General features: G+C 43.4%; 18 protein-coding genes. All 18 read right to left on the bottom strand.

The features are described 5' to 3' along the window. Nucleotides 1-4: 4 nt before the first annotated feature. On the bottom strand, nt 5-406 hold the full coding sequence (gene mce, locus ACKVDP_RS06535) for a methylmalonyl-CoA epimerase (protein ID WP_409228011.1): 402 nt from the start codon (nt 404-406) through the stop codon (nt 5-7). A gap of 19 nt (nt 407-425) precedes the next feature. After that, on the bottom strand, nt 426-1,361 hold the full coding sequence (gene meaB / locus ACKVDP_RS06530; protein ID WP_409228010.1) for a methylmalonyl Co-A mutase-associated GTPase MeaB: 936 nt from the start codon (nt 1,359-1,361) through the stop codon (nt 426-428). A 12-nt stretch (nt 1,362-1,373) separates the two neighbouring features. Beyond that, nucleotides 1,374-1,772, bottom strand: coding sequence for a cobalamin B12-binding domain-containing protein (locus ACKVDP_RS06525; protein ID WP_409228009.1), 399 nt, complete (start codon nt 1,770-1,772; stop codon nt 1,374-1,376). 18 nt (nt 1,773-1,790) lie between these two features. Then, nucleotides 1,791-3,473, bottom strand: a complete 1,683-nt coding sequence (locus tag ACKVDP_RS06520) for an acyl-CoA mutase large subunit family protein (RefSeq protein ID WP_409228008.1) — start codon at nt 3,471-3,473, stop codon at nt 1,791-1,793. Nucleotides 3,474-3,630: 157 nt separating this feature from the next. Beyond that, nucleotides 3,631-5,448: an ATP-dependent zinc metalloprotease FtsH gene (ftsH, locus tag ACKVDP_RS06515; protein WP_409228007.1), complete on the bottom strand. Its 1,818-nt coding sequence runs from the start codon at nt 5,446-5,448 to the stop codon at nt 3,631-3,633. A gap of 80 nt (nt 5,449-5,528) precedes the next feature. Further along, entirely contained in the window at nt 5,529-6,065 is a 537-nt protein-coding gene (gene hpt / locus ACKVDP_RS06510) for a hypoxanthine phosphoribosyltransferase (RefSeq protein ID WP_409228006.1), read from the bottom strand. 16 nt (nt 6,066-6,081) lie between these two features. Next, complete coding sequence (gene tilS / locus ACKVDP_RS06505; protein WP_409228005.1) at nt 6,082-7,470, bottom strand: tRNA lysidine(34) synthetase TilS; 1,389 nt, start codon at nt 7,468-7,470, stop codon at nt 6,082-6,084. Nucleotides 7,471-7,541: 71 nt separating this feature from the next. Then, on the bottom strand, nt 7,542-7,958 hold the full coding sequence (locus ACKVDP_RS06500; protein WP_409228004.1) for a S1 RNA-binding domain-containing protein: 417 nt from the start codon (nt 7,956-7,958) through the stop codon (nt 7,542-7,544). Between the two features lie 68 nt (nt 7,959-8,026). Then, a complete protein-coding gene (locus ACKVDP_RS06495; RefSeq protein ID WP_409228003.1) occupies nt 8,027-8,359 on the bottom strand; it encodes an FtsB family cell division protein in 333 nt (110 codons plus the stop codon). Nucleotides 8,360-8,436: 77 nt separating this feature from the next. Next, nucleotides 8,437-8,679, bottom strand: coding sequence for an RNA-binding S4 domain-containing protein (locus tag ACKVDP_RS06490; protein ID WP_409228002.1), 243 nt, complete (start codon nt 8,677-8,679; stop codon nt 8,437-8,439). A 57-nt stretch (nt 8,680-8,736) separates the two neighbouring features. Further along, entirely contained in the window at nt 8,737-9,033 is a 297-nt protein-coding gene (locus ACKVDP_RS06485) for an HU family DNA-binding protein (protein ID WP_409228001.1), read from the bottom strand. A 46-nt stretch (nt 9,034-9,079) separates the two neighbouring features. Continuing rightward, the gene (gene yabN / locus ACKVDP_RS06480) at nt 9,080-10,555 is read right to left on the bottom strand and encodes a bifunctional methyltransferase/pyrophosphohydrolase YabN (protein WP_409228000.1); all 1,476 of its coding nucleotides are present in this window, start codon (nt 10,553-10,555) and stop codon (nt 9,080-9,082) included. Nucleotides 10,556-10,568: 13 nt separating this feature from the next. After that, entirely contained in the window at nt 10,569-12,179 is a 1,611-nt protein-coding gene (locus ACKVDP_RS06475; RefSeq protein WP_409227999.1) for a putative polysaccharide biosynthesis protein, read from the bottom strand. 59 nt (nt 12,180-12,238) lie between these two features. Next, a complete protein-coding gene (locus tag ACKVDP_RS06470) occupies nt 12,239-13,156 on the bottom strand; it encodes a peptidylprolyl isomerase (protein WP_409227998.1) in 918 nt (305 codons plus the stop codon). Between the two features lie 42 nt (nt 13,157-13,198). After that, nucleotides 13,199-16,723 carry a transcription-repair coupling factor gene (gene mfd, locus ACKVDP_RS06465; protein ID WP_409227997.1) on the bottom strand — a complete coding sequence of 1,175 codons (3,525 nt, stop codon included), beginning with the start codon at nt 16,721-16,723 and terminating at the stop codon, nt 13,199-13,201. Between the two features lie 32 nt (nt 16,724-16,755). Then, nucleotides 16,756-17,334, bottom strand: a complete 579-nt coding sequence (gene pth, locus ACKVDP_RS06460) for an aminoacyl-tRNA hydrolase (RefSeq protein ID WP_409227996.1) — start codon at nt 17,332-17,334, stop codon at nt 16,756-16,758. Nucleotides 17,335-17,357: 23 nt separating this feature from the next. Then, entirely contained in the window at nt 17,358-18,305 is a 948-nt protein-coding gene (locus ACKVDP_RS06455; RefSeq protein WP_409227995.1) for a ribose-phosphate diphosphokinase, read from the bottom strand. 16 nt (nt 18,306-18,321) lie between these two features. After that, nucleotides 18,322-19,707, bottom strand: coding sequence for a bifunctional UDP-N-acetylglucosamine diphosphorylase/glucosamine-1-phosphate N-acetyltransferase GlmU (glmU, locus tag ACKVDP_RS06450; RefSeq protein ID WP_409227994.1), 1,386 nt, complete (start codon nt 19,705-19,707; stop codon nt 18,322-18,324).

The raw sequence follows: 19,707 nt of genomic DNA, 5'->3' as shown, positions 1-19,707 counted from the left end.
GTACTTAATCTCTTTCGCTGATTTCTATAAGAACGCCGGATGTTGATTTTGGGTGAAGAAAAGCAATTCTAGCTCCGCCTGCTCCGTATCTAGGCTTCTCATCAATTAATCTTACTCCCTTTTCCTGAAGATCCTTTATGGCCTCTTCTATGTTGTCAACCTTGAATGCTATGTGCTGGATTCCTTCGCCCTTCTTTTCAATGAATCTGGCGATGGGCCCATCCTCAGTTGTGGATTCAAGAAGCTCCACCTCTGAATCTCCAACAGGTAAAAATGCAACTCTAACCTTTTGCTCCTCTACCTCTTCCTTGCTTGTGCATTTAATTCCCATTACATCTTCATAGAATTTAAGTGTTTCGTCAAGATTCTTCACTGCTATTCCAATGTGATCAATTTTTGTTACCACGGAATTTCCTCCTCTTTCTCTACTCCCTTATAAGGGAAATTATCTTTTCCTTAGCGGTGTATGGGTCCTGGGTCCTCTTCTCCACCTGGTGGGATAGCTCCTCAAGAAGGTCCCCTTCAAGGGCTTTTTGCATAATCATCTTTAAAAGCTCTTCCTCCACAAGCTGAACTATCTCAACCTTTAGGTTCCTTCTTCTTCTTTCATGAAGCTTCCCGGTCTCCTTAAGGTAGTTCTCATGATCTCTTACCTTTTGAAGCAAAACGTCGATATCCTCGTTTTTTATGGCAGATACCTTTTCAACCGGTGGTCTGTAGTCACTTTTTTCATTCAGGTCAAGATTCATTTCGATTTCAAGCTTTGTCTTGTCAGCACCGTCAAGGTCTGACTTGTTGATGGCAAAAACATCTGCAATTTCCATTATTCCTGCCTTGATAGCCTGTATGTCATCTCCCATATTGGGAATCATGACCATTAGGACGGTGTCTGCCATTTTGACAATATCCACCTCTGATTGACCCACTCCAACGGTCTCTATGAAAATATAGTCACAGCCGTATATGTCAAGTGCCTTTACCGCTCCCCAGGTGGCCTTTGAAACTCCACCCAGATATCCTCTTGTACCCATGCTCCTTATGAAAACATCCTTATCCAGGGCTAGGTCAGACATTCTTATTCTGTCTCCCAGGATTGCTCCTCCACTGAAGGGACTTGTTGGATCAACTGCAAGGATTCCAACCTTTTTGCCCTCTGCTCTCAGCTCCTTGGTAAGTCTGTCTGTAAGTGTTGATTTCCCACTTCCTGGAGAACCGGTAACTCCAATTACATAAGCGTTACCGGTTTTGTGATACTGTCTCTTTATGATATCCACAGCCTTTTCATCGTTGTTCTCAAGGAGGGATATAAGGCGTGCACAGGCTCTTTTGTCACCTTTAAGCAGCCTTTCTTCAATATTCAATTAAAACACCACCTATTTCTTCTTAATGTTTTCCTTAATGAATGCTATTACTTCCTTGGTTGGTGTTCCAGGCGTAAATATTCCCTCAACTCCAGCTTCCACAAGTCCAGGTATATCATCCTCTGGGATTACTCCTCCTCCAAGAACAAGAACATCCTCGATCCCTTCTTCCCTTAGCAGTCTTACTACCTTGGGGAAAAGGTGGTTGTGGGCTCCTGAAAGAATGCTCATCGCCACTACATCAACATCCTCCTGAACAGCTGCAGCAACTATTTGTTCCGGCGTCTGTCTAAGACCTGTATAAATAACTTCCATTCCTGCATCTCTTAAGGCTCTGGCTATAACCTTTGCACCCCTGTCGTGACCATCCAGGCCTGGCTTTGCAACAAGTACTCTAATGGGTTTATCCATTTTATTTCCTCCTCATAACTATAGTATTACAGACTGTTCATATTCTCCGAAAACTTCTCTAAGAACTCCACAGACTTCTCCCAATGTTGCGTATTCCTTGACTGCGTCGATTATGAACGGCATAAGGTTTTCATCTGTTTCGGCCTTTGCTTTAAGGACTTCAAGTGCTTCCTCAACCTTTTCATTATCTCTTGTACTCTTAAGCTTTTCTATCTTCTTCTTCTGTAGAAGCTCAACGTGCGGATCTACCTTTAGTAGCTCTTTCTTGTCCTTTTCCTCGATTCTGAATTTATTCACTCCGACTACGATTCTTTCCTGCTCTTCAACCTGCATCTGGTACTTGTAGGCAGAATTCTGAATCTCCTTCTGGATAAATCCTTTTTCAATGGCCTTTGGTGCACCGCCAAGATTATCTATCTTTTCAATGTAATCCATTGCTTCCTTTTCAATGTCGTTTGTTAGGCTTTCGATATAGTATGATCCTGCAAGTGGGTCAACCGTTTCAGTTACTCCTGACTCGTGTGCCACAATCTGCTGTGTTCTCAGGGCAATCCTTACTGAATCCTCTGTTGGAAGAGCCAATGCCTCATCCCTTGAGTTGGTATGAAGTGACTGTGTTCCTCCAAGAACTGCCGCCAGGGTCTGGATTGCAACCCTCACTATGTTGTTGTCAGGCTGTTGTGCAGTAAGTGTGGATCCCGCAGTTTGAGTGTGGAACTTCAACTGAAGTGACTTTTCCTTCTTGGCTCCAAATCTTTCCTTCATGATTCTTGCCCATAGCCTTCTCGCAGCCCTGTATTTTGAGACCTCTTCAAGAAGGTCATTGTGAGCGTTGAAGAAGAAGGAAAGTCTAGGTGCGAAATCGTCAACATCAAGTCCTGCCTTGATTGCAGCATCAACATAGGCTATACCATCTGCCAGTGTGAATGCAACTTCCTGAGCAGCCGTTGAACCAGCCTCTCTTATGTGGTAACCACTTATGCTTATTGTATTCCATTTTGGAACTTCCTTTGAGCAATACTCAAAGATGTTTGTAATAAGCCTCATTGATTCCTCAACCGGGAAAATATATGTTCCTCTTGCAATATACTCTTTTAGAATGTCATTTTGAATGGTACCTCTTAGTTGGTCTGGAGATACGCCCTGCTTTTCCGCCACTGCAATATACATTGCAAGTAAAACGCTTGCAGGAGCATTTATTGTCATAGACGTACTGACCTTGTCCAATGGTATTCCATCAAACAAAATTTCCATATCCCTCAGGGAATCAATTGCAACCCCTACTTTTCCAACCTCTCCCTCGGATAACCCATGATCTGAGTCATAGCCTATCTGGGTTGGAAGGTCAAATGCAACGCTAAGTCCAGTCTGTCCCTGCTCAAGAAGATACTTGTATCTCTTGTTGGACTCCTCTGCAGTTGCAAAACCTGCATACTGTCTCATTGTCCAGAATCTTCCTCTGTACATGGTTGGCTGTACACCTCTTGTGTACGGATACTCTCCAGGATATCCAAGATCCCTTTCATAATCCATCTCAGCTGTGTCAATTGGTGTGTAAAGCCTTTCAACCTTTTTGTCTGAACCAGTTGTAAAGGTTTCCTTTCTTTCAGGATTCTTGCTAAGCTGCTTTCCGACTTTGTTTTCATCCCAGTCCACAAAAGACGATTTAATCTGCTCTAGCTTCTTTTCATCGTACATCATTTTACCTCCTCGTATTGGTACCTTCTATAAACCCTATTATATTAGAAGTTATTGCAATTTTGCAATATAAAATTCAATTATTTTGAATAATGCATGTAAAATTGCATTTTTTTGTCAAGACATGGGAAAAGCAGGCCCCCAACAATGGGGTCCTGCATTAATTTCCTTGGAAAATCTCCTCAAACTCCTTTGCATCTATAGTTTCTTTTTCAAGTAACGCTTCTGCAATTCTGTGAAGTACATCCATATTCTCTTTTAATAATGACTCTGCCCTGTGGTAAGCTGTATCTATTATCTTTCTCATCTCCTTGTCTATAGCTGCGGCTACATCCTCACTATAGTTCCTGGATCTGTTAAGATCTCTTCCAACAAATACTTCCTCTTCATCCGTACCATAGGTCATTGGTCCAAGGACCTCGCTCATACCGTAATGGGTTACCATTGAACGTGCCAGCTTGGTTGCCCTTTCAATGTCGTTTTGGGCTCCAGTACTAATGTCCTCAAGGACAAGTGCTTCTGTAACCCTTCCACCCAGCAGTATTACCAGCTTGTCCTGCATTTGATTCTTGGTGAGGTAATTTCTATCCTCATCAGGGATATATGCAGTGAATCCTCCAGCCATACCTCTTGGAATTATGGTTACAAGATGTACCGGGTCGCTACCTGGCAAAAGCCTTGCAGTCAAAGCATGCCCTGCCTCATGAAAAGCTGTAAGCTTCTTTTCATGTGGACTTATGACTCTACTCTTCTTCTCTGGTCCTGCCTGAACCTTGATTGATGCCTCTTCAATTAGATGCATTGGTATCTTTTTAAGATTGAACCTGGCTGTCAGCAAGGCCGCCTCGTTTACAAGGTTCTCAAGGTCTGCAGGTGTGAATCCTGGTGTTCTTTTTGCAACTACACCCAGGTCAACATCCTCCTCAAGAGGCTTTTTCCTTGTATGAACCTTCAGTATAGCTTCTCTTCCCCTGATGTCTGGAAGCCCTACATATATTGTTCTGTCAAATCTGCCTGGCCTTAAAAGTGCGGGGTCAAGAATGTCCGCCCTATTGGTTGCAGCCATTACAATTATTCCTTCATTCTTTGCAAATCCGTCCATCTCTACAAGAAGCTGGTTAAGTGTCTGCTCCCTCTCGTCGTGGCCTCCGCCAAGACCTGCGCCTCTTCTTCGACCAACTGCATCGATCTCATCTATAAACACTATACATGGTGAATTCTTTTTGGCCTGCTCGAACAAATCCCTTACACGGCTTGCACCTACTCCGACAAACATTTCTACGAAGTCTGAACCGGATATTGTGAAGAAAGGAACCCCTGCTTCGCCTGCTACCGCCTTGCTCAAATAGGTTTTACCTGTTCCCGGAGGTCCTACCATCAGGACTCCTGTTGGAATTCTAGCTCCGATTTCGATGTATTTCTTAGGATTGCTCAGGAAGTCTACAATTTCCTGCAGCTCCTCCTTCTCTTCCTCTAGGCCAGCAACCTCGTCAAAGCTAACCAGCTTGCCCTCTTCAAGCTTAACAAGCTTGGCCTTGCTCTTTCCAAAGGACATTACCTTTCCGCCGCCTCCGCCGCCTTGGGATTGTTGCATGAAAACAAACCAGAAAACTGCGAATACTACCAGTATCATAATTGTAGGCAACATATTTATATACCAAGGTGTTTCGGGAACCTGTTCAGCAGAGTACGTTATCTGCTCATTGTCCACCAACTCTTTTACATAGTCGTGGTAGAATGTGAGTCTGGCTTCCTCAGGGAGTATTCCAGAAAATTTCCTTCCATCCTCCAGCTCTCCCTCAACCGTATTGCCGATTGAAGTTATTCTTGTGATGCTTCCTTCATTAATTCTTGACACCAGTTCTGTGAAATCCAGCTCTGTTACCTGCTCTACCTCTGTCCCAAACATCCTGACGCTGAACATTATAAGTAAAACTATCAACAGGTATATGCTGATGCCCTTAAAAAATCGTTTCAAACCTAGTCCTCCCTCCATCTCTTCCAGTGGATAATATTCATTGATTATAACATAGCATAGGCTTCGAATCAATCAATGGATTATTTGTATACCTCTTCCTTCAAGGCTCCCACGAAAGGATAGTTTCTATATTGTTCATTGTAGTCCAAACCATATCCAACCACAAATTCATCAGGTATTTCGAATCCCATAAAATCTATGTCCACACCAATCGTCCTTCTTTCCGGCTTGTCCAGCAAGGTGCATATCTTAACGCTATTAGCTCCCCTCTTACCCAAAATATCCTTCAGGTAGTTCAAGGTCAGACCTGTGTCGATGATATCCTCTACAATAAGTATATCCTTTCCTTCCACGCTGTAATCAAGGTCTTTGAGTATCCTAACCTCACCGGTTGAAACACTTGATTTCCCGTAGCTTGATACTGCCATAAAGTCAAGCATAACCGGAAATTCCAGCCTCTTCACAAGATCAGATAAAAATATGACAGCACCCTTAAGTATTCCTACAACCAGCAAATCCTTCCCTCTGTATTCCTCTGAAATTTCCTTTGCCAGCTCTTCAACTCTCTCATCAATTTCTTCCTCTGTAAGAAGAACCTCCTTAATTGGATTGTTCAAATCATTTTCCTCCCAGTCAATTCTTTTCCTCTTCAATTCTATCAATGGTAATTACAAGGATCCTCTTGGAATCCGGTTCAATCCTGTAATCTCTGCCAACTGCGTTCCCTGGAATCCATATTATACCCTTTTCATCAGCGAATACGGGAATTTTTTCCCTTTTCTCCCTGGGAATCTTGTTGTCGATAAACAGATCCTTGACCTTCTTGCTTCCATCCATCCCCAAAGGTCTTATTCTATCACCATTTCTCCTTTGCCTTACAATGATGTCACCGTGAATTTTGTCCTTGTCCACAGCAACTATGGATTCATGGGTTTTATATACCCTATTGTCCGACTCCTCAACTTTAATCAAGAGCCCCCAGTCAGGTAAAATATTCCTGCCAAGATTCAGAGTCCTGCTTTGAAGCTTGATCTCATTCACCTGAACAACCTTAATGATAAGGTCGTCATACGAGACTTCAGCAACGATATTTCTTCCCAAATCCACTGATTTACCTGTTTCTCCACTTGAAAACAGCCCTGTGGCACTTTGGATGTGTACTTCTCCAAAGCCATTCAAATCCCCTATCAAATCCAAAATAGCCCTTCTGACCAGTCTCCTGGCAGAGCCTTCATCTTCTTTGAGGAATTCGTCGCCTCTAAAGATTATACTATTGTTTGTTCTATTTTTCACTAATAAATTATACTTTTTCTCAATCTCATTATCCAGTACCTCCAGATCAAGCTGTGCTATTTCTGAGAGCCTGTATAGCGAATCTATAATGTTGGGATTAAAATTATCCCTTAGATATGGCAACAGCTCCAACCTTATCTTGTTTCTGGTGTATACTGTCTGAAGATTTGTGTGATCCTCAACAGAAGGTATATTGTTTTTTTCAATAAATCCTTCTATTTCATCTCTTGAGATGTTCAGCAAGGGGCGGATAATGTCTCCGCTGATCATGGACATTGCCCTGATCCCATCAAGACCTGTCCCCCTAATTATCCTGTGCAGGACTGTTTCAGCCTGGTCGTTCTTATTGTGGGCAATGGCGATTCTGCCGCCTCCCTGGCTCTTTAGCACATCCCTGAAAAAGCCATACCTGAGCAAGCGTCCAGCCTCTTCAGCCGTCATTCCATGCTCCCTGCCATATGATACCATATCAACATTGGTGGTATAATAGTCAAGTCCAAGCTCCTGTGAAATCTCTTGGACGAAATCCTGGTCTCTCTTGGCCAGGTCTCCTCTTACCCCATGGTTTACATGGGCGACCAGGAGTTTGAATCCAAGCTTTTCCCTGAGCTGGTAAAGACAATACAGCATTGCCATTGAATCCGGTCCCCCGGAAACGGCTGCCAGTACGGTACCTGTATTTTCCAGCAATTTGTACTTTTCAACATTGCTTCTTACGGCTTCAATCATATTATCACCCTATGGCCAAATTGTTCAAACATCAACCTAAAAACAGAAAAAACCGGAAAACCCGGTTTTTATTAATCGTTGTTACTGGCTTTTTTGCCTCTCATGCCAGAGCTTTTTCTGCCATCTTTGGTTTTGATCTGATCCATCTTTTCGCTGCTATCCTTCAGATAACTGTTCAACATATCTTCAAAGGACATGTTCTTTTGCCTGTCATCCGATTTTGCCCAATCGATTTCCACTGGCTTACTTGTCTTAGGCTTTGCCTGTCTAACAGAAAGACTGATTTTCCCGTCTGCTGAAATGGATAAAACCTTCACTTTTATTTTCTGATCCTTCTTCAGGTAATCAGATACTTTTTCTACGTAGTCGTGGGATACCTCTGATATATGTACCAGTCCACTCTTCCCCTCTGGCAATTGCACAAAAGCTCCAAAATTTGTAATTCCTGTTACTGTACCCTCAACGATCTCTCCAACTGAAACGGACATAGACAAATTACTCCTCCTTAAAATTTTTAATATATGTCAAGTATATATTACTGGGTGACCCCTGTCAATCAGTTATCATTCTTAAAAATATCCAGTGTATCATTTCCTCCCAGGCTTTTGTCCACATAGATAATTTCCCTTGGCTTAACCATGCCAAGGTCATCTCTTGCAACCTTTTCTATAAATTCAAGGGTTCCACTTTTCCCAATTTCATCATTGAGAAGCTTGATTTCCCTCTCAAGGCTGGTTATCTGAGTCTCCACTGTAGCCCTTCGATCCTGGAGATTGTTCATAAGCTTTCTCTGATGATTCATAACAAATCCCACATAAACAACAAGAATAATCAGAAGGACATGGAAAATCCTAATTCCCTTTCTCTTTATTGTTCTTTTGTCGGACATATTAGCACCACCTTTTCAAACGCCTCCATACTCCTTTATTATGTCACTATTTAGAAGATTTTTCAAGCTACTTTTAATCAGTCCAAGGATTTGTAAAGCTCATGAGCTTCATCCTTTCTTACATTTTCCTTAGTCTGTAGAACCTCAATGTTCATTTGCCCGCTACCGAAGCTAAGAGTAAGCTTGTCTCCAACACTAACATTGTCCCCAGCCTTTGCAACCTTGCCGTTAATTGTGACCTTCCCCTGGTCACAAGCTTCCTTTGCGATGGTTCTTCTCTTTATTATCCTCGCGGTCTTCAGATATTTGTCCAACCTCATTGAATTCTCTCCTCCTCACAAAAAAAATCAGGTCAAAGACCTGATTTCCCGCTTGTTTTATTTCTTCTTACCTTTTTTTACGTTTACGCTTTCTTTAAGCGCTTTTCCTGCCTTGAATACAGGTGCCTTTGATGCTGGAATTTTAATGACTTCTTCAGGGTTTCTTGGGTTTCTACCTTCTCTGGCTTTTCTTTCTCTAACCTCGAAAGTTCCGAATCCTACCAATTGTACTTTGTTTCCTGCTGCCAATGATTCCTCTACTGATCCCATGAATGCGTTTAAAGCTGCCTCTGCATCCTTCTTGGTAAGATTACTTTTCTCCGCGATGCTTGCAATTAATTCTGCTTTGTTCATTAATAATTCCTCCTTGTTTTTTATTTTCTAGAAATACTAAACTTAATCAGTCCTGGTCTTCCCCATTTTCATGGAGCTTGACCTCATCCCAGAGGCTATCCAATTCCTCCAAGGTCATTTCTTCCATAACTATACCCATTCTATCAGCCATGTACTCCATTTCCTCTAATCTTTTTGTGAATTTTTCAATGGTTCTACCCAATGCAACCTCGGGATTGACTTCTAGAAATCTGGATAGGTTAACAGCAGCAAACAACAAATCTCCCATTTCACTTTCAACAGCAAGACTGCCAGGACCGTGTACCGAAGCGGCTTCAAGTACTTCTGCCAGCTCCTCTGCCACCTTGTCCGATGGTCCATCTACCACGTCCCAGTCGAAGCCAACATCCGCTGCTTTCTCCTGGACCTTGAAGCTTCTCAAAAGTGCCGGCAGACGTGGAATATTCCTTAACCTCTCTGAAAGTGTAGTAATATTCCTGTTTGCATACTTTATCTTATTCCAATTATATACTACTTCCTCAGAATTATCCACATTTTTTTCAAAAAAAACGTGCGGATGTCGTGTAATTAACTTGTTTGCGAGGGAACTTGTCACCTGAATCGGGTTGAAATCCCCATTCTCATGTCCAATTTGAGTGTGGAAAACCACCTGAAGCAGTAAATCTCCCAATTCTTCCACTATATGGTCTGGGTCATCCTCCTCCAGAGCCTCTACCAATTCATAGGCTTCCTCAAGAACTGCTCCTCTTATGCTCAGGTGATCCTGGTCTCTGTCCCAGGGGCATCCGTCCTCAGCCCTCAATCTTCTCATGATCCTCTGAATGTCGCTGAAGTCATGGATTCCCAGCTTGCTCTTATCAAGTCGTGGTACAAAAAGGCTTGTCAGGGGCCCAATATTCTCACTTCTGTCAATCTGGTGCAGGGGCACTCTCTCTACTATTTCACTATCTCCCATCCCACCGTTGTGAACCAGGATCACCCTATAATCATCAGGGTAGATATCCATCAGCACCAATTTTACCTCAGACATAACCCTATTGTTGTACACCTGTGTAAATATCTGGTGGGAGTTTATGTCCACCTGGAAGCCTTCAAGACCTATTCCATCAAGAACCTTGAGGCCTTCAACAGGGTCAGCATGAGCAATTTCAAGCAAGGGCTCAATGAAGCTCATACCAGAGACCATCTGGATTTGACATTCATCTTGGTCAAGGAGCATTCTGACCGTGTTCTCGGCAACCATTGGATTCCCAGGAACAAAGTAGTTGATCACTCCATATTCCCTTGCAGCATCCAGAAGATTCGAAACAATGTTTTCATAGACACCTTCGAAGGAATCCTCCTGGTCATAAATATGGTCAAATGCAGTGAATTCTATCTCATTTTCCCTCATGTACTGAACAGAAGGGTGTTTTTCAGTTCTTAGAAAATTGGGATTCCCGCTTTCCATCCTTCTTATTGCTCCAAGGGTCAGGTCATCAATATTTCCGGGCCCAAGGCCTATAACAAATATTTTGTTCATATATTACTCTCCTTTAAGACCATTTATCAAATCTCTTTACAAGCTTTCGGAACTTGTCACCTTTTGGAATCAAATCCAGGTCTTCATCTGTTAGTGTTCCTGTCAGAAGAAGCAATACCCCGTATGCCACAACTCCAAGCAGTACCGCTACCAGGGTGGCAGGTCTCCCTCCAATCGGTCCTGCAAGGACCATGTATGAAACCCTTGCAATTATTCCCATTCCAACTGCCGAAATCAAAGGCTTCATAAGTATGGAACGAAGGTTAAGCTTTGCTTTTGCCACATATATTACATACAACAGATTCAATGTTGATGCGATTGCATAGGCTGCCACGGTGCTTATTGCCGCTCCCTTTACATTTATGGCCGGTATTCCCGTCAAAACATATGTCAGTATAATCTTTGCCACCGCCCCTATAAACAGGTTCTTCACTGGAACAAATGGTTTCCCGAGTCCCTGCAGTATTGCTGTTAGCGCCTGGACAAGAGTCAAAAAAATTACTCCCAGTGATAGGTATGCCAAAATATTTCCAACGCTTGCAATGGCTTCCGGTGGATTGTTGTAATACAAAAGGGCCACTATTGGCGTTGATAGAACAAAAAGACCGATTGCCGAAGGTAGACCTATCAGCAGGGTCATTCTGATTCCGCTAGATATAAGGTCACTGGTCTCCTGTCTTGACTTTCTTGCGCTTGCATTTGATATTGCAGGCACAAGGCTCATGGAAATTGCTATGGAAAATACCTGGGGGAGGTTCACAAGTGTCTGAGCCATACCCTTAAGCTCTCCATAAAGTGCATTTGCCTCAGCTGCTGTGTAATTTATCGACTGCAATCTCCTGAGGACAAGAGCTGCGTCAATTGTATCCATAATAGGTGCTATTGCAGCACCTATTGTTATTGGTATGGCTATCAGAAGAAGATCCTTTGCAATCTCTCCAACTGAATATTCTCTGGTGATTGTGCTCCCTGCTATTTCTTCCATAATCGCCGTTCTTCTCTTAAAGTATATGAAAACAATTATTGCAAGGCCCATAATGGCACCCATGGACCCCCCGAAGGATGCTCCACCTGCAGCTATTGGAATTCCTTTGTCCAGAAGTAGATATGTCAGTCCCAGACCTGTTACAACCCTGAATAGCTGTTCTGTTATCTGGGATAGGGCTGTTGGAAACATACTCTGTCTTCCCTGGAAAAATCCCCTGAAGGCCGACATGATAGGCACAAAGAACAGGGCGGGGACAAGCGCAACCAGCGCGTAGTAGGCATTCACATTTCCCAGGTAGTTTACAATGTAGCTGGCTCCAAATGCGATGACCATTGATGTCAGAAATCCAAGTCCCACAAGACCCACCAGGGCAACCTTGAAGACCTTGTGTGCCCCTGCAAAATCACCTTTAGCACGTTTCTCCGATACCAGCTTTGCTATGGCCACTGGAACCCCTGCAGTGGAAATTGTTAGCAGCAGCACATAAAATGGATATGCCGTCTGATAATATCCCAATCCTTCTGATTTTATTATGTTGGAAAGGGGGATTCTGTATATTGCTCCCAGAATCTTGACAAGCACTCCTGCCATTCCAAGTATCGCTGCCCCTTTTAAAAAGCTGTGTCCCTTAGACATTCCTGTTATCCTCCTGTGTAATTTCCTCTATACAGAGAATTGTTGATACCTCTAAACCATCAATCAAGATAGGTGCTTATTGTTGCATCATCCCTTAGGGATTGAACATACTCAAAGTATTCCTGCTCCTTGATAAGTGAGTTTACCTTCTCCTCCAGGTCATCGAAGCTTTCCCTCTTGTCCTGAACCTTGATTATGTGGTATCCAACCTCAGTTTTCACAACGTTGCTAATCTGGCCTTCCTCCAATTGAAATGCCACTTCCTCGAACTCCGGAATCATCTGACCCTTCCCAAAGTACCCCAGATTACCCCCATTAACAGCTGACACACTATCAAGTGATTGGGTTGTTGCAAGCTGTGCAAAATCTTCACCTGCATCCAATCTCTCTGCCAGGCTGAGGGCTTCAGCCTCACTTCCCAGCAGGATATGACTGGCGCTTATTTCAATCAGGTTATCCTTGTTTTCTTCATAATACTCTCTGGCCTGTTCTTCACTTATGGATATTCCGCTTAGGAAATCCTCCTTGTGCTTCCTGCCTCTGAGTTCTTTTCCCATATTGTCCACAAAGTATTCCTCAGAAAGGCTGTTAGATTGAAGGAACTGTTGATAGCTCTCCTCACCACCAATTGACTCCTTATACTCATCAATATATTTCTGAAGATCCTCTTCTGTAACCTCTATTCCCTTCCTTTCGTTGTCATCCTGAATCAAACGTTCCATGATCAACTTCTCCAAAATGCTTTCTTTCAGGCTTTCCCCCATGGTCTTGCCATCGATGCCCTCCTGGTCAAGGGCTCCTTCTCCAAGCTGTCTCTCATAAAGATCCTTATAAACCTGGAAATCCTTGTCAAACTCCTCCTGGGTTATTTCGTGTCCGTCAACTTTTGCAACAATTCCTTCCTGTTCAGTTGAACATCCTGAAAGAACCATGGCAGCTATCAAAGCTATAATCAAATATCTTATGTTCCTAGTCATCTTATTTAAACATCCTTTCTCTATCTCTTATGTTGATTTACATTATACACTATTACCCAGTTGAGCGAAATTGTCAATTGACTCCAACAGTTCCTTCAGTCTGTTTATGGTGTCACCTTTTATGACTATTGTTATGCTGGGCTGGTTTGAAAGGTCAAAGGATACGGCAGGTCCATACTTCTCGGTTAGCAGCTGGATAAGCTCTAGCCTGATATGGTCCACCCCTTCATAGTCAATCCTAACCTTTCTATCAATCTGAATTATGTTTGTTATATGGTTTCTGCTTGCCAACCCTCTAATGTAGGAAATATTCATCAGGTTTTCAACGGGCTTTGGTAAATCCCCATATCTGTCGATAAGCTCGTCGATAAGCTCCCTGTAGTCATCCATTGATTCGATTGTTGAGATTCTCTTGTAGATTTCAAGCTTCTGATCCTCATCGGGGATATATTTTGCTGAGATGTACCCATCAACCTTTATATCCACAGTGGTGTCCAGCTTCTCCTGAACAACATCACCCTTCAGCCTTCTGACCGCCTGACCAAGGTACTTCACATACAAGTCATATCCGATTGATTCGATGTTTCCGTGCTGTTCCACTCCCAGGAGGTTTCCAGCACCCCTTATTTCAAGGTCTCTCATGGCGATTTTAAAGCCCGATCCAAATTCGGTGAATTCCTTGATGGCCCGCAGTCTTTTTTCTGCAACCTCTGAAAGGACCTTGTCCTTCTGGTATACAAAATATGCAAAAGCCAGTCTGTTTGACCTACCTACCCTTCCTCTCAGCTGATATAACTGTGAAAGCCCAAACTTATCTGCATCATGGATTATTATGGTGTTTACATTTGGTATATCCAAGCCTGTTTCAATGATTGTAGTACATACAAGGATGTTGATTTCCTTATTCATAAAATCCAACATGACCTGCTCAAGCTCCCGTTCCGACATCTGTCCATGGGCAACCGCGAATTCTCCTTCGGGTACGAGGTTTCTCAACTCCATGGCTATCTTGTCAATTGTCTCAACCCGATTATAGACGTAGTAGACCTGCCCACCTCTCGATATCTCTCGCTGTATGGCATCCCTTATAAGTGTCCTGTTATACTCTGTCACATAGGTCTGTATTGGATATCTTTCCTCAGGAGGCTCTTCAATTACAGACATGTCCCGTATGTTGACAAGGGACATGTGAAGCGTCCTTGGAATTGGAGTTGCGGTGAGTGTAAGGACATCAACATTTTCCTTGAGCTTCTTTAGCTTTTCCTTGTGTCTTACACCAAACCTCTGCTCCTCATCCACAATTAGAAGACCAAGGTCCTTGAAGATGACATCCTTTGACAGAAGCCTGTGTGTTCCCACTACTATGTCAAGCATGCCCTTTCTCAGCATTTCCAGTGAGGCCTGCTGCTCCTTCCTGGTTCTGAATCTGCTTAGCATTGCCACGGACATGGGGAAGCTACCTAGCCTTTCCATGATTGTGTTGTAGTGCTGCTGTGCTAGAATCGTTGTAGGAACCAGTATGGCAACCTGCTTTCCATCCATTACGGCCTTAAATGCTGCCCTTAGTGCAACCTCTGTCTTGCCGTAGCCAACATCTCCACAAAGGAGCCTGTCCATGGGTTTTTTCTTCTCCATGTCATTTTTGATGTCCTTGATGGAGGTTTTCTGTCCCTGAGTCTCTTCATAGGGGAACATATCCTCAAATTCTCTCTGCCAGGGGGTGTCGGCTGAAAACTGATAGCCCTCAACCCTTTCCCTATTTGCATAAAGCTGCAGCAGGTCTGTTGCCATTTCCTCAATTGCCTTTTTAGTCCTGCTCTTGGTCTTTGCCCACTCGGTTCCGCTAAGCTTGTTTATCTTTGGCTTTATTGAATCTGAACCGATGTACTTCTGAATCATGGACATCTGCTCTATTGGAAGGTACAACCTATCCTTGCCCTTGTACTGGATTAGAAGGTAGTCCTTTTTTACTCCCTGAACCGACAGCTGAGACACGCCCAGGTACTGTCCGATTCCATAGTTTTCATGAACGATGAAGTCACCCTCGTTCAGGTCAGAGAATTGAAGCTTTTCACCGCTATCCTTCATTTTCCTGGACTTTTTCTTTGCCTTTTTCTTACCGGCTCCGTATATTTCCTTGTCGGTTATGACTGCAAGCTTCATCTCCTCATACTCAAAGCCTGCCTTCAGGGATCCCTCTGCAATAAACACCTGACCGGTCTTTATTGAAGCATCTCTGCTGGACCGGAACTCTGAATTAATTCCAATTTCCCTTAAAGCATCCTTCAATCGCTTGCCCCTATCCTGGTTTCCTGCCATTACAATTATCTTGTAGCCCTTATACAGGTACCTGTCCAGGTCTTCCTTTAGGATTTCAAGTTTCCCATGGTACACAGGAATTGTGCGCATTGTGAATCGTACTATCCCCTTGGGAGGAAAATCATTGTCCTGCTTGAGAAAAGACGCACTTGTAACTATTGATCTACCCTTTATCTCATGAATCAGGTCCTCGTAATGGTACTTCAATTGAAGGTGTGACTTCAAGACCTCCCCCACTTGAAACAGGTCAAGGGTACGACCGTTGAATTCCTCCATTGTGCCCTCATATTTTTCTCTCAATCTTTTAGGTTCATCCAAAACAACTAGAGACGTGTCCTGGAAAAAGTCAACAAGGGTTCCCATCAGCTCCTTCGGCAAATATGGAATAAGAAGGTCCTTGTTTGTAATATGGGAGCCTTCGGAAAGTGCATCCAGATACTTCCTGAACTTCTCATCAGATTTTGATCTCTTCTCGTCATCGTCAGTCTTTTTCCTGAAGTGCTCAAGATCCCTTTCAAGAGCCAATGCAATTTTATCACTTTCTTCAGTAGGAATTATTATTTCCGATACTGGGAATATTTCGACATGCTCGATAACATCAACAGACCTTTGGTCCTTGGGGTCAAAGGTCCTAATGGAATCCACTTCAGTGTCAAAAAATTCAATCCTTACAGGGTGCTCCAAATTGGGTGGAAATACATCTAGAATTCCACCCCTTATGCTGTACTGACCGGTTTGTTCAACAAGACTTACCCGTTCATAGCCTGCGCTAACGAGACCCTTGGATAGTTCCTCCAAACTTGCCTCCTTGCCCAGGGAGATGATCAATCTGTAGTTTTGGAAGGAGTCTCTGGATATGATCCTGTCAGACAGTGCCTCAACTGAGGCAACCACAATCAGGTCCCTGTCTTCCATAAGACATGACAAAACTTCCAGCCTCTGATGGGTTCTTTCCGAGCTGAACGCATCAACATCATATAGGATTGTGTCCTTTGAAGGATAGTGCCTTACAATCTGTTCAGGAAGAATAGCCTTGATATCCTCAAGTATCTGTCTGGCTTTGGTTTCGCTGTATGTGACAAATAGTATTTGTCTTTTTGTGTGGCTCTTTAGACCACACAGAAAATGTCCCATATTCTCTTCCATGAGTCCATGGGTAGAAATGGGCGTGGTCTGGTTTCTAATATCTTCAAGCAGCGTATTGTATGGCTTTAAATTCAACAATGGATCCAAAAGAAAATCCTTCATCACTAATCCTCCCAAAGGTTTAAGCCCAGGTTTTAGTCCTGGGCTGTATTTCTACTATTAAATTCATTCATGGCCTTGTCAATCCCACTCCTGACAAACTCCTGGACTGCTTCAGATGCATTCCTGATTGCCTGGTCCACAAGTTTTCGCTCATCAGTACTGAACCTGCTAAGAACAAAGTCCGCCAGGTCATAGTATGGGGGCTTTTTACCGATTCCCACCTTCAGCCTTGGAAAATTATCCGTCTGGAGGTGATAGATTATTGATTTAAGTCCATTGTGTGAGCCTGCGCTCCCCTTTTTCTTAAGCTTAATGGTTGCAAACTCAATGTCTATGTCATCCACTACCACCAGAAGCTTTTCAGGCTCAAGCTTGTAGAAATCCATGATTTCCCTTATTGATTCCCCGCTGTTGTTCATGTAGGTGCTGGGCTTTACAAGAAGCACCTTCTCAGTCCCTATGAAGCCCTCACCAGTCAATGCCTTGAATCTCAACCTGTTTACCTTGATGTTGTTTTCATGGGCTAGTCTGTCGATTACATCAAAGCCCACATTATGTCTTGTTTCGGAATACTTGCTTCCTGGATTTCCCAATCCTGCAATTACAATCACATAATCAACTCCTTGCTATGTGACTAGTCAAAGATAATGCTGACTGATTCGTTGCTGTTGATTCTTCTGATTGCCTCTGCAAGAATCGGAGCAACGCTAACCACCTCTATCTTGTCAATCCTTGCCATTTCTGACAGGGGAATTGTGTCCGATATTACGAATTTCTCAAGCTCCGAATTGTGAATCCTGTCAAGTGCAGGTCCTGAAAGCACACCGTGGGTTGCACAGCCGTAAACCTTCTTTGCTCCAAAGCTTTTCAAAACGCTAGCAGCCTTTACTATTGTACCTGCAGTATCAATTATATCATCAACAAGAATTACATTTTTACCTTCAATGTCACCTATTACATTCATTACCTCAGACACATTCGCCTTTGGTCTTCTCTTTTCGATTATGGCTATTGGAAGATCAAGAATGTTTGCAAACTGTCTTGCCCTGGTTACTCCGCCCAGGTCAGGAGACACAATTACTGTATCCTCGTCAACAATTTCCCTGAAATACTCTGCAAGTATGGGAACTGCTGAAAGATGATCAACTGGTATGTCAAAGTATCCCTGTATCTGACCAGCATGCAAATCCATTCCCACAACCCTGTCAGCTCCTGCCGTAGTCAGTAGATTTGCAACAAGCTTGGCTGTGATTGGTTCCCTGGCCTTGGTCTTTCTGTCCTGCCTTGCATAGCCATAGTAAGGTATGACTGCATTTATCCTGCCTGCTGAAGCCCTCTTAACAGCATCTATAAGAATAAGAAGCTCCATGAGATTATCATTTACCGGTGTGTTTGTGGACTGGATAAGATACACGTCACAGCCCCTTACAGTCTCTCCGATATTCACGTTAATTTCACCGTCGCTGAAGTGGGTAACATCACACGTACCCATGGTTATGCCCAGCTCCTGACAAATGTTTTTTACCAGGTCTCTATTGGCATTTCCGGTGAAGACCTTGATTCCACCTAAACAAAGGTTCATCTCTACATCCTCCTAGTTATTTGCGTTTTTTTAGTCCCTTCTTCTCTACCCATCCAGCTTTGTTTACCTGTCTGGCACGTGCTATTGAAAGCTCCCCTTCTCCAACATTATCTGTGATTGTTGAACCTGCAGCTACATAACCCCAGCTTTCCACCTTCACTGGTGCAACCAGGTTTGAATTGCTGCCTATAAAGGCGTTGTCCCCAATTATTGACTTGAATTTCCTTTCCCCGTCATAATTGACAAATACCACTCCGCAGCCTATGTTGACTCCTGAACCAACCTGTGCGTCGCCTACATAGGAAAGATGGCTAGCCTTTGAGTCATCTCCAAGTATAGCTTTCTTTATTTCCACGAAGTTTCCGATTTTGACGTTCCTTCCAAGCTCCGAGTCAGGTCTAAGGTGTGCATATGGTCCTATCTTACACCCATCGCCCACTTTGCTATTCTCGATTAGGGTTGACTCTATGCTTACCTCATCTCCGATGATGCTGTCCACTATCCTGGTGGCTCCTCTTATTGTACAGTCCTCTCCAATTACGGTATCTCCCTCAAGCACAGCCCCAGGGTACACAATTGTATCCCTACCGATCCTGACCGTTGACTCTATATAGGTATCCTTTGGATTTATGAGGGTTACACCGTTCTCCATATGTCCAAGATTAATCCTCTCCCTTATTATATCATCTGCCTGGGCAAGTTGCACCCTTGAGTTGATTCCGTGTATCTGAGAGGCGTCTTCGATCATAAAAGCTCCCACCTTGTAGCCACCTTCCACAAGCACTCCAATTACATCGGTCAAATAGTATTCGTTTTGGCTGTTGTCATTGTTGATTCCATCTAGGCCCAGCTTCAATTCCTTGCCGCTGAAGCAATAGATACCGGAATTGATCTCTCCTATTTTTCTTTGGTCCTCTGTTGCATCCTTGTGTTCAACTATTGCCTGGAGACTTCCCTCTGACTTTCTTACAATTCGTCCGTACCCTGTTGGATCTTCAAGACAGGTTGTCAGAACAGTTGCCTTATTGTTTTGGGAATTGTGGTATTTCATTAGCTCTGTCAAGGTACTGGCGGTAATCAAGGGCGTATCCCCGCATAGAACCACCACATTATCCTCATCCCCAACATGCCCCATTCCCTGCATGACAGCATAGCCTGTACCATAAGGAGCCCCTTGGTGTACAGGCTGTTCTTCGTAAATAATGTTCTCGCCGGTTATGCTCTCCATTACAGCTTCTTTTCCATGCCCAACTATAACCACATTTCTTCTGATTCCAGCTTTCTCTGCCTCATCAAGCACATAGGAAAGAAGCGGTTTTCCGGAAATCTTATGCAAGACCTTCGGGTGTCGGGACTTCATCCTGGTCCCTTCTCCGGCTGCAAGTATTATTCCAATATTCAT

The organism is Gudongella ferriphila (assembly GCF_046224405.1).
Lineage (GTDB): Bacteria > Bacillota > Clostridia > Tissierellales > Tissierellaceae > Gudongella.
The sequence above is the reverse complement of the archived record's forward strand: the minus strand, read 5'-3'. Positions and strand labels throughout refer to the sequence as shown.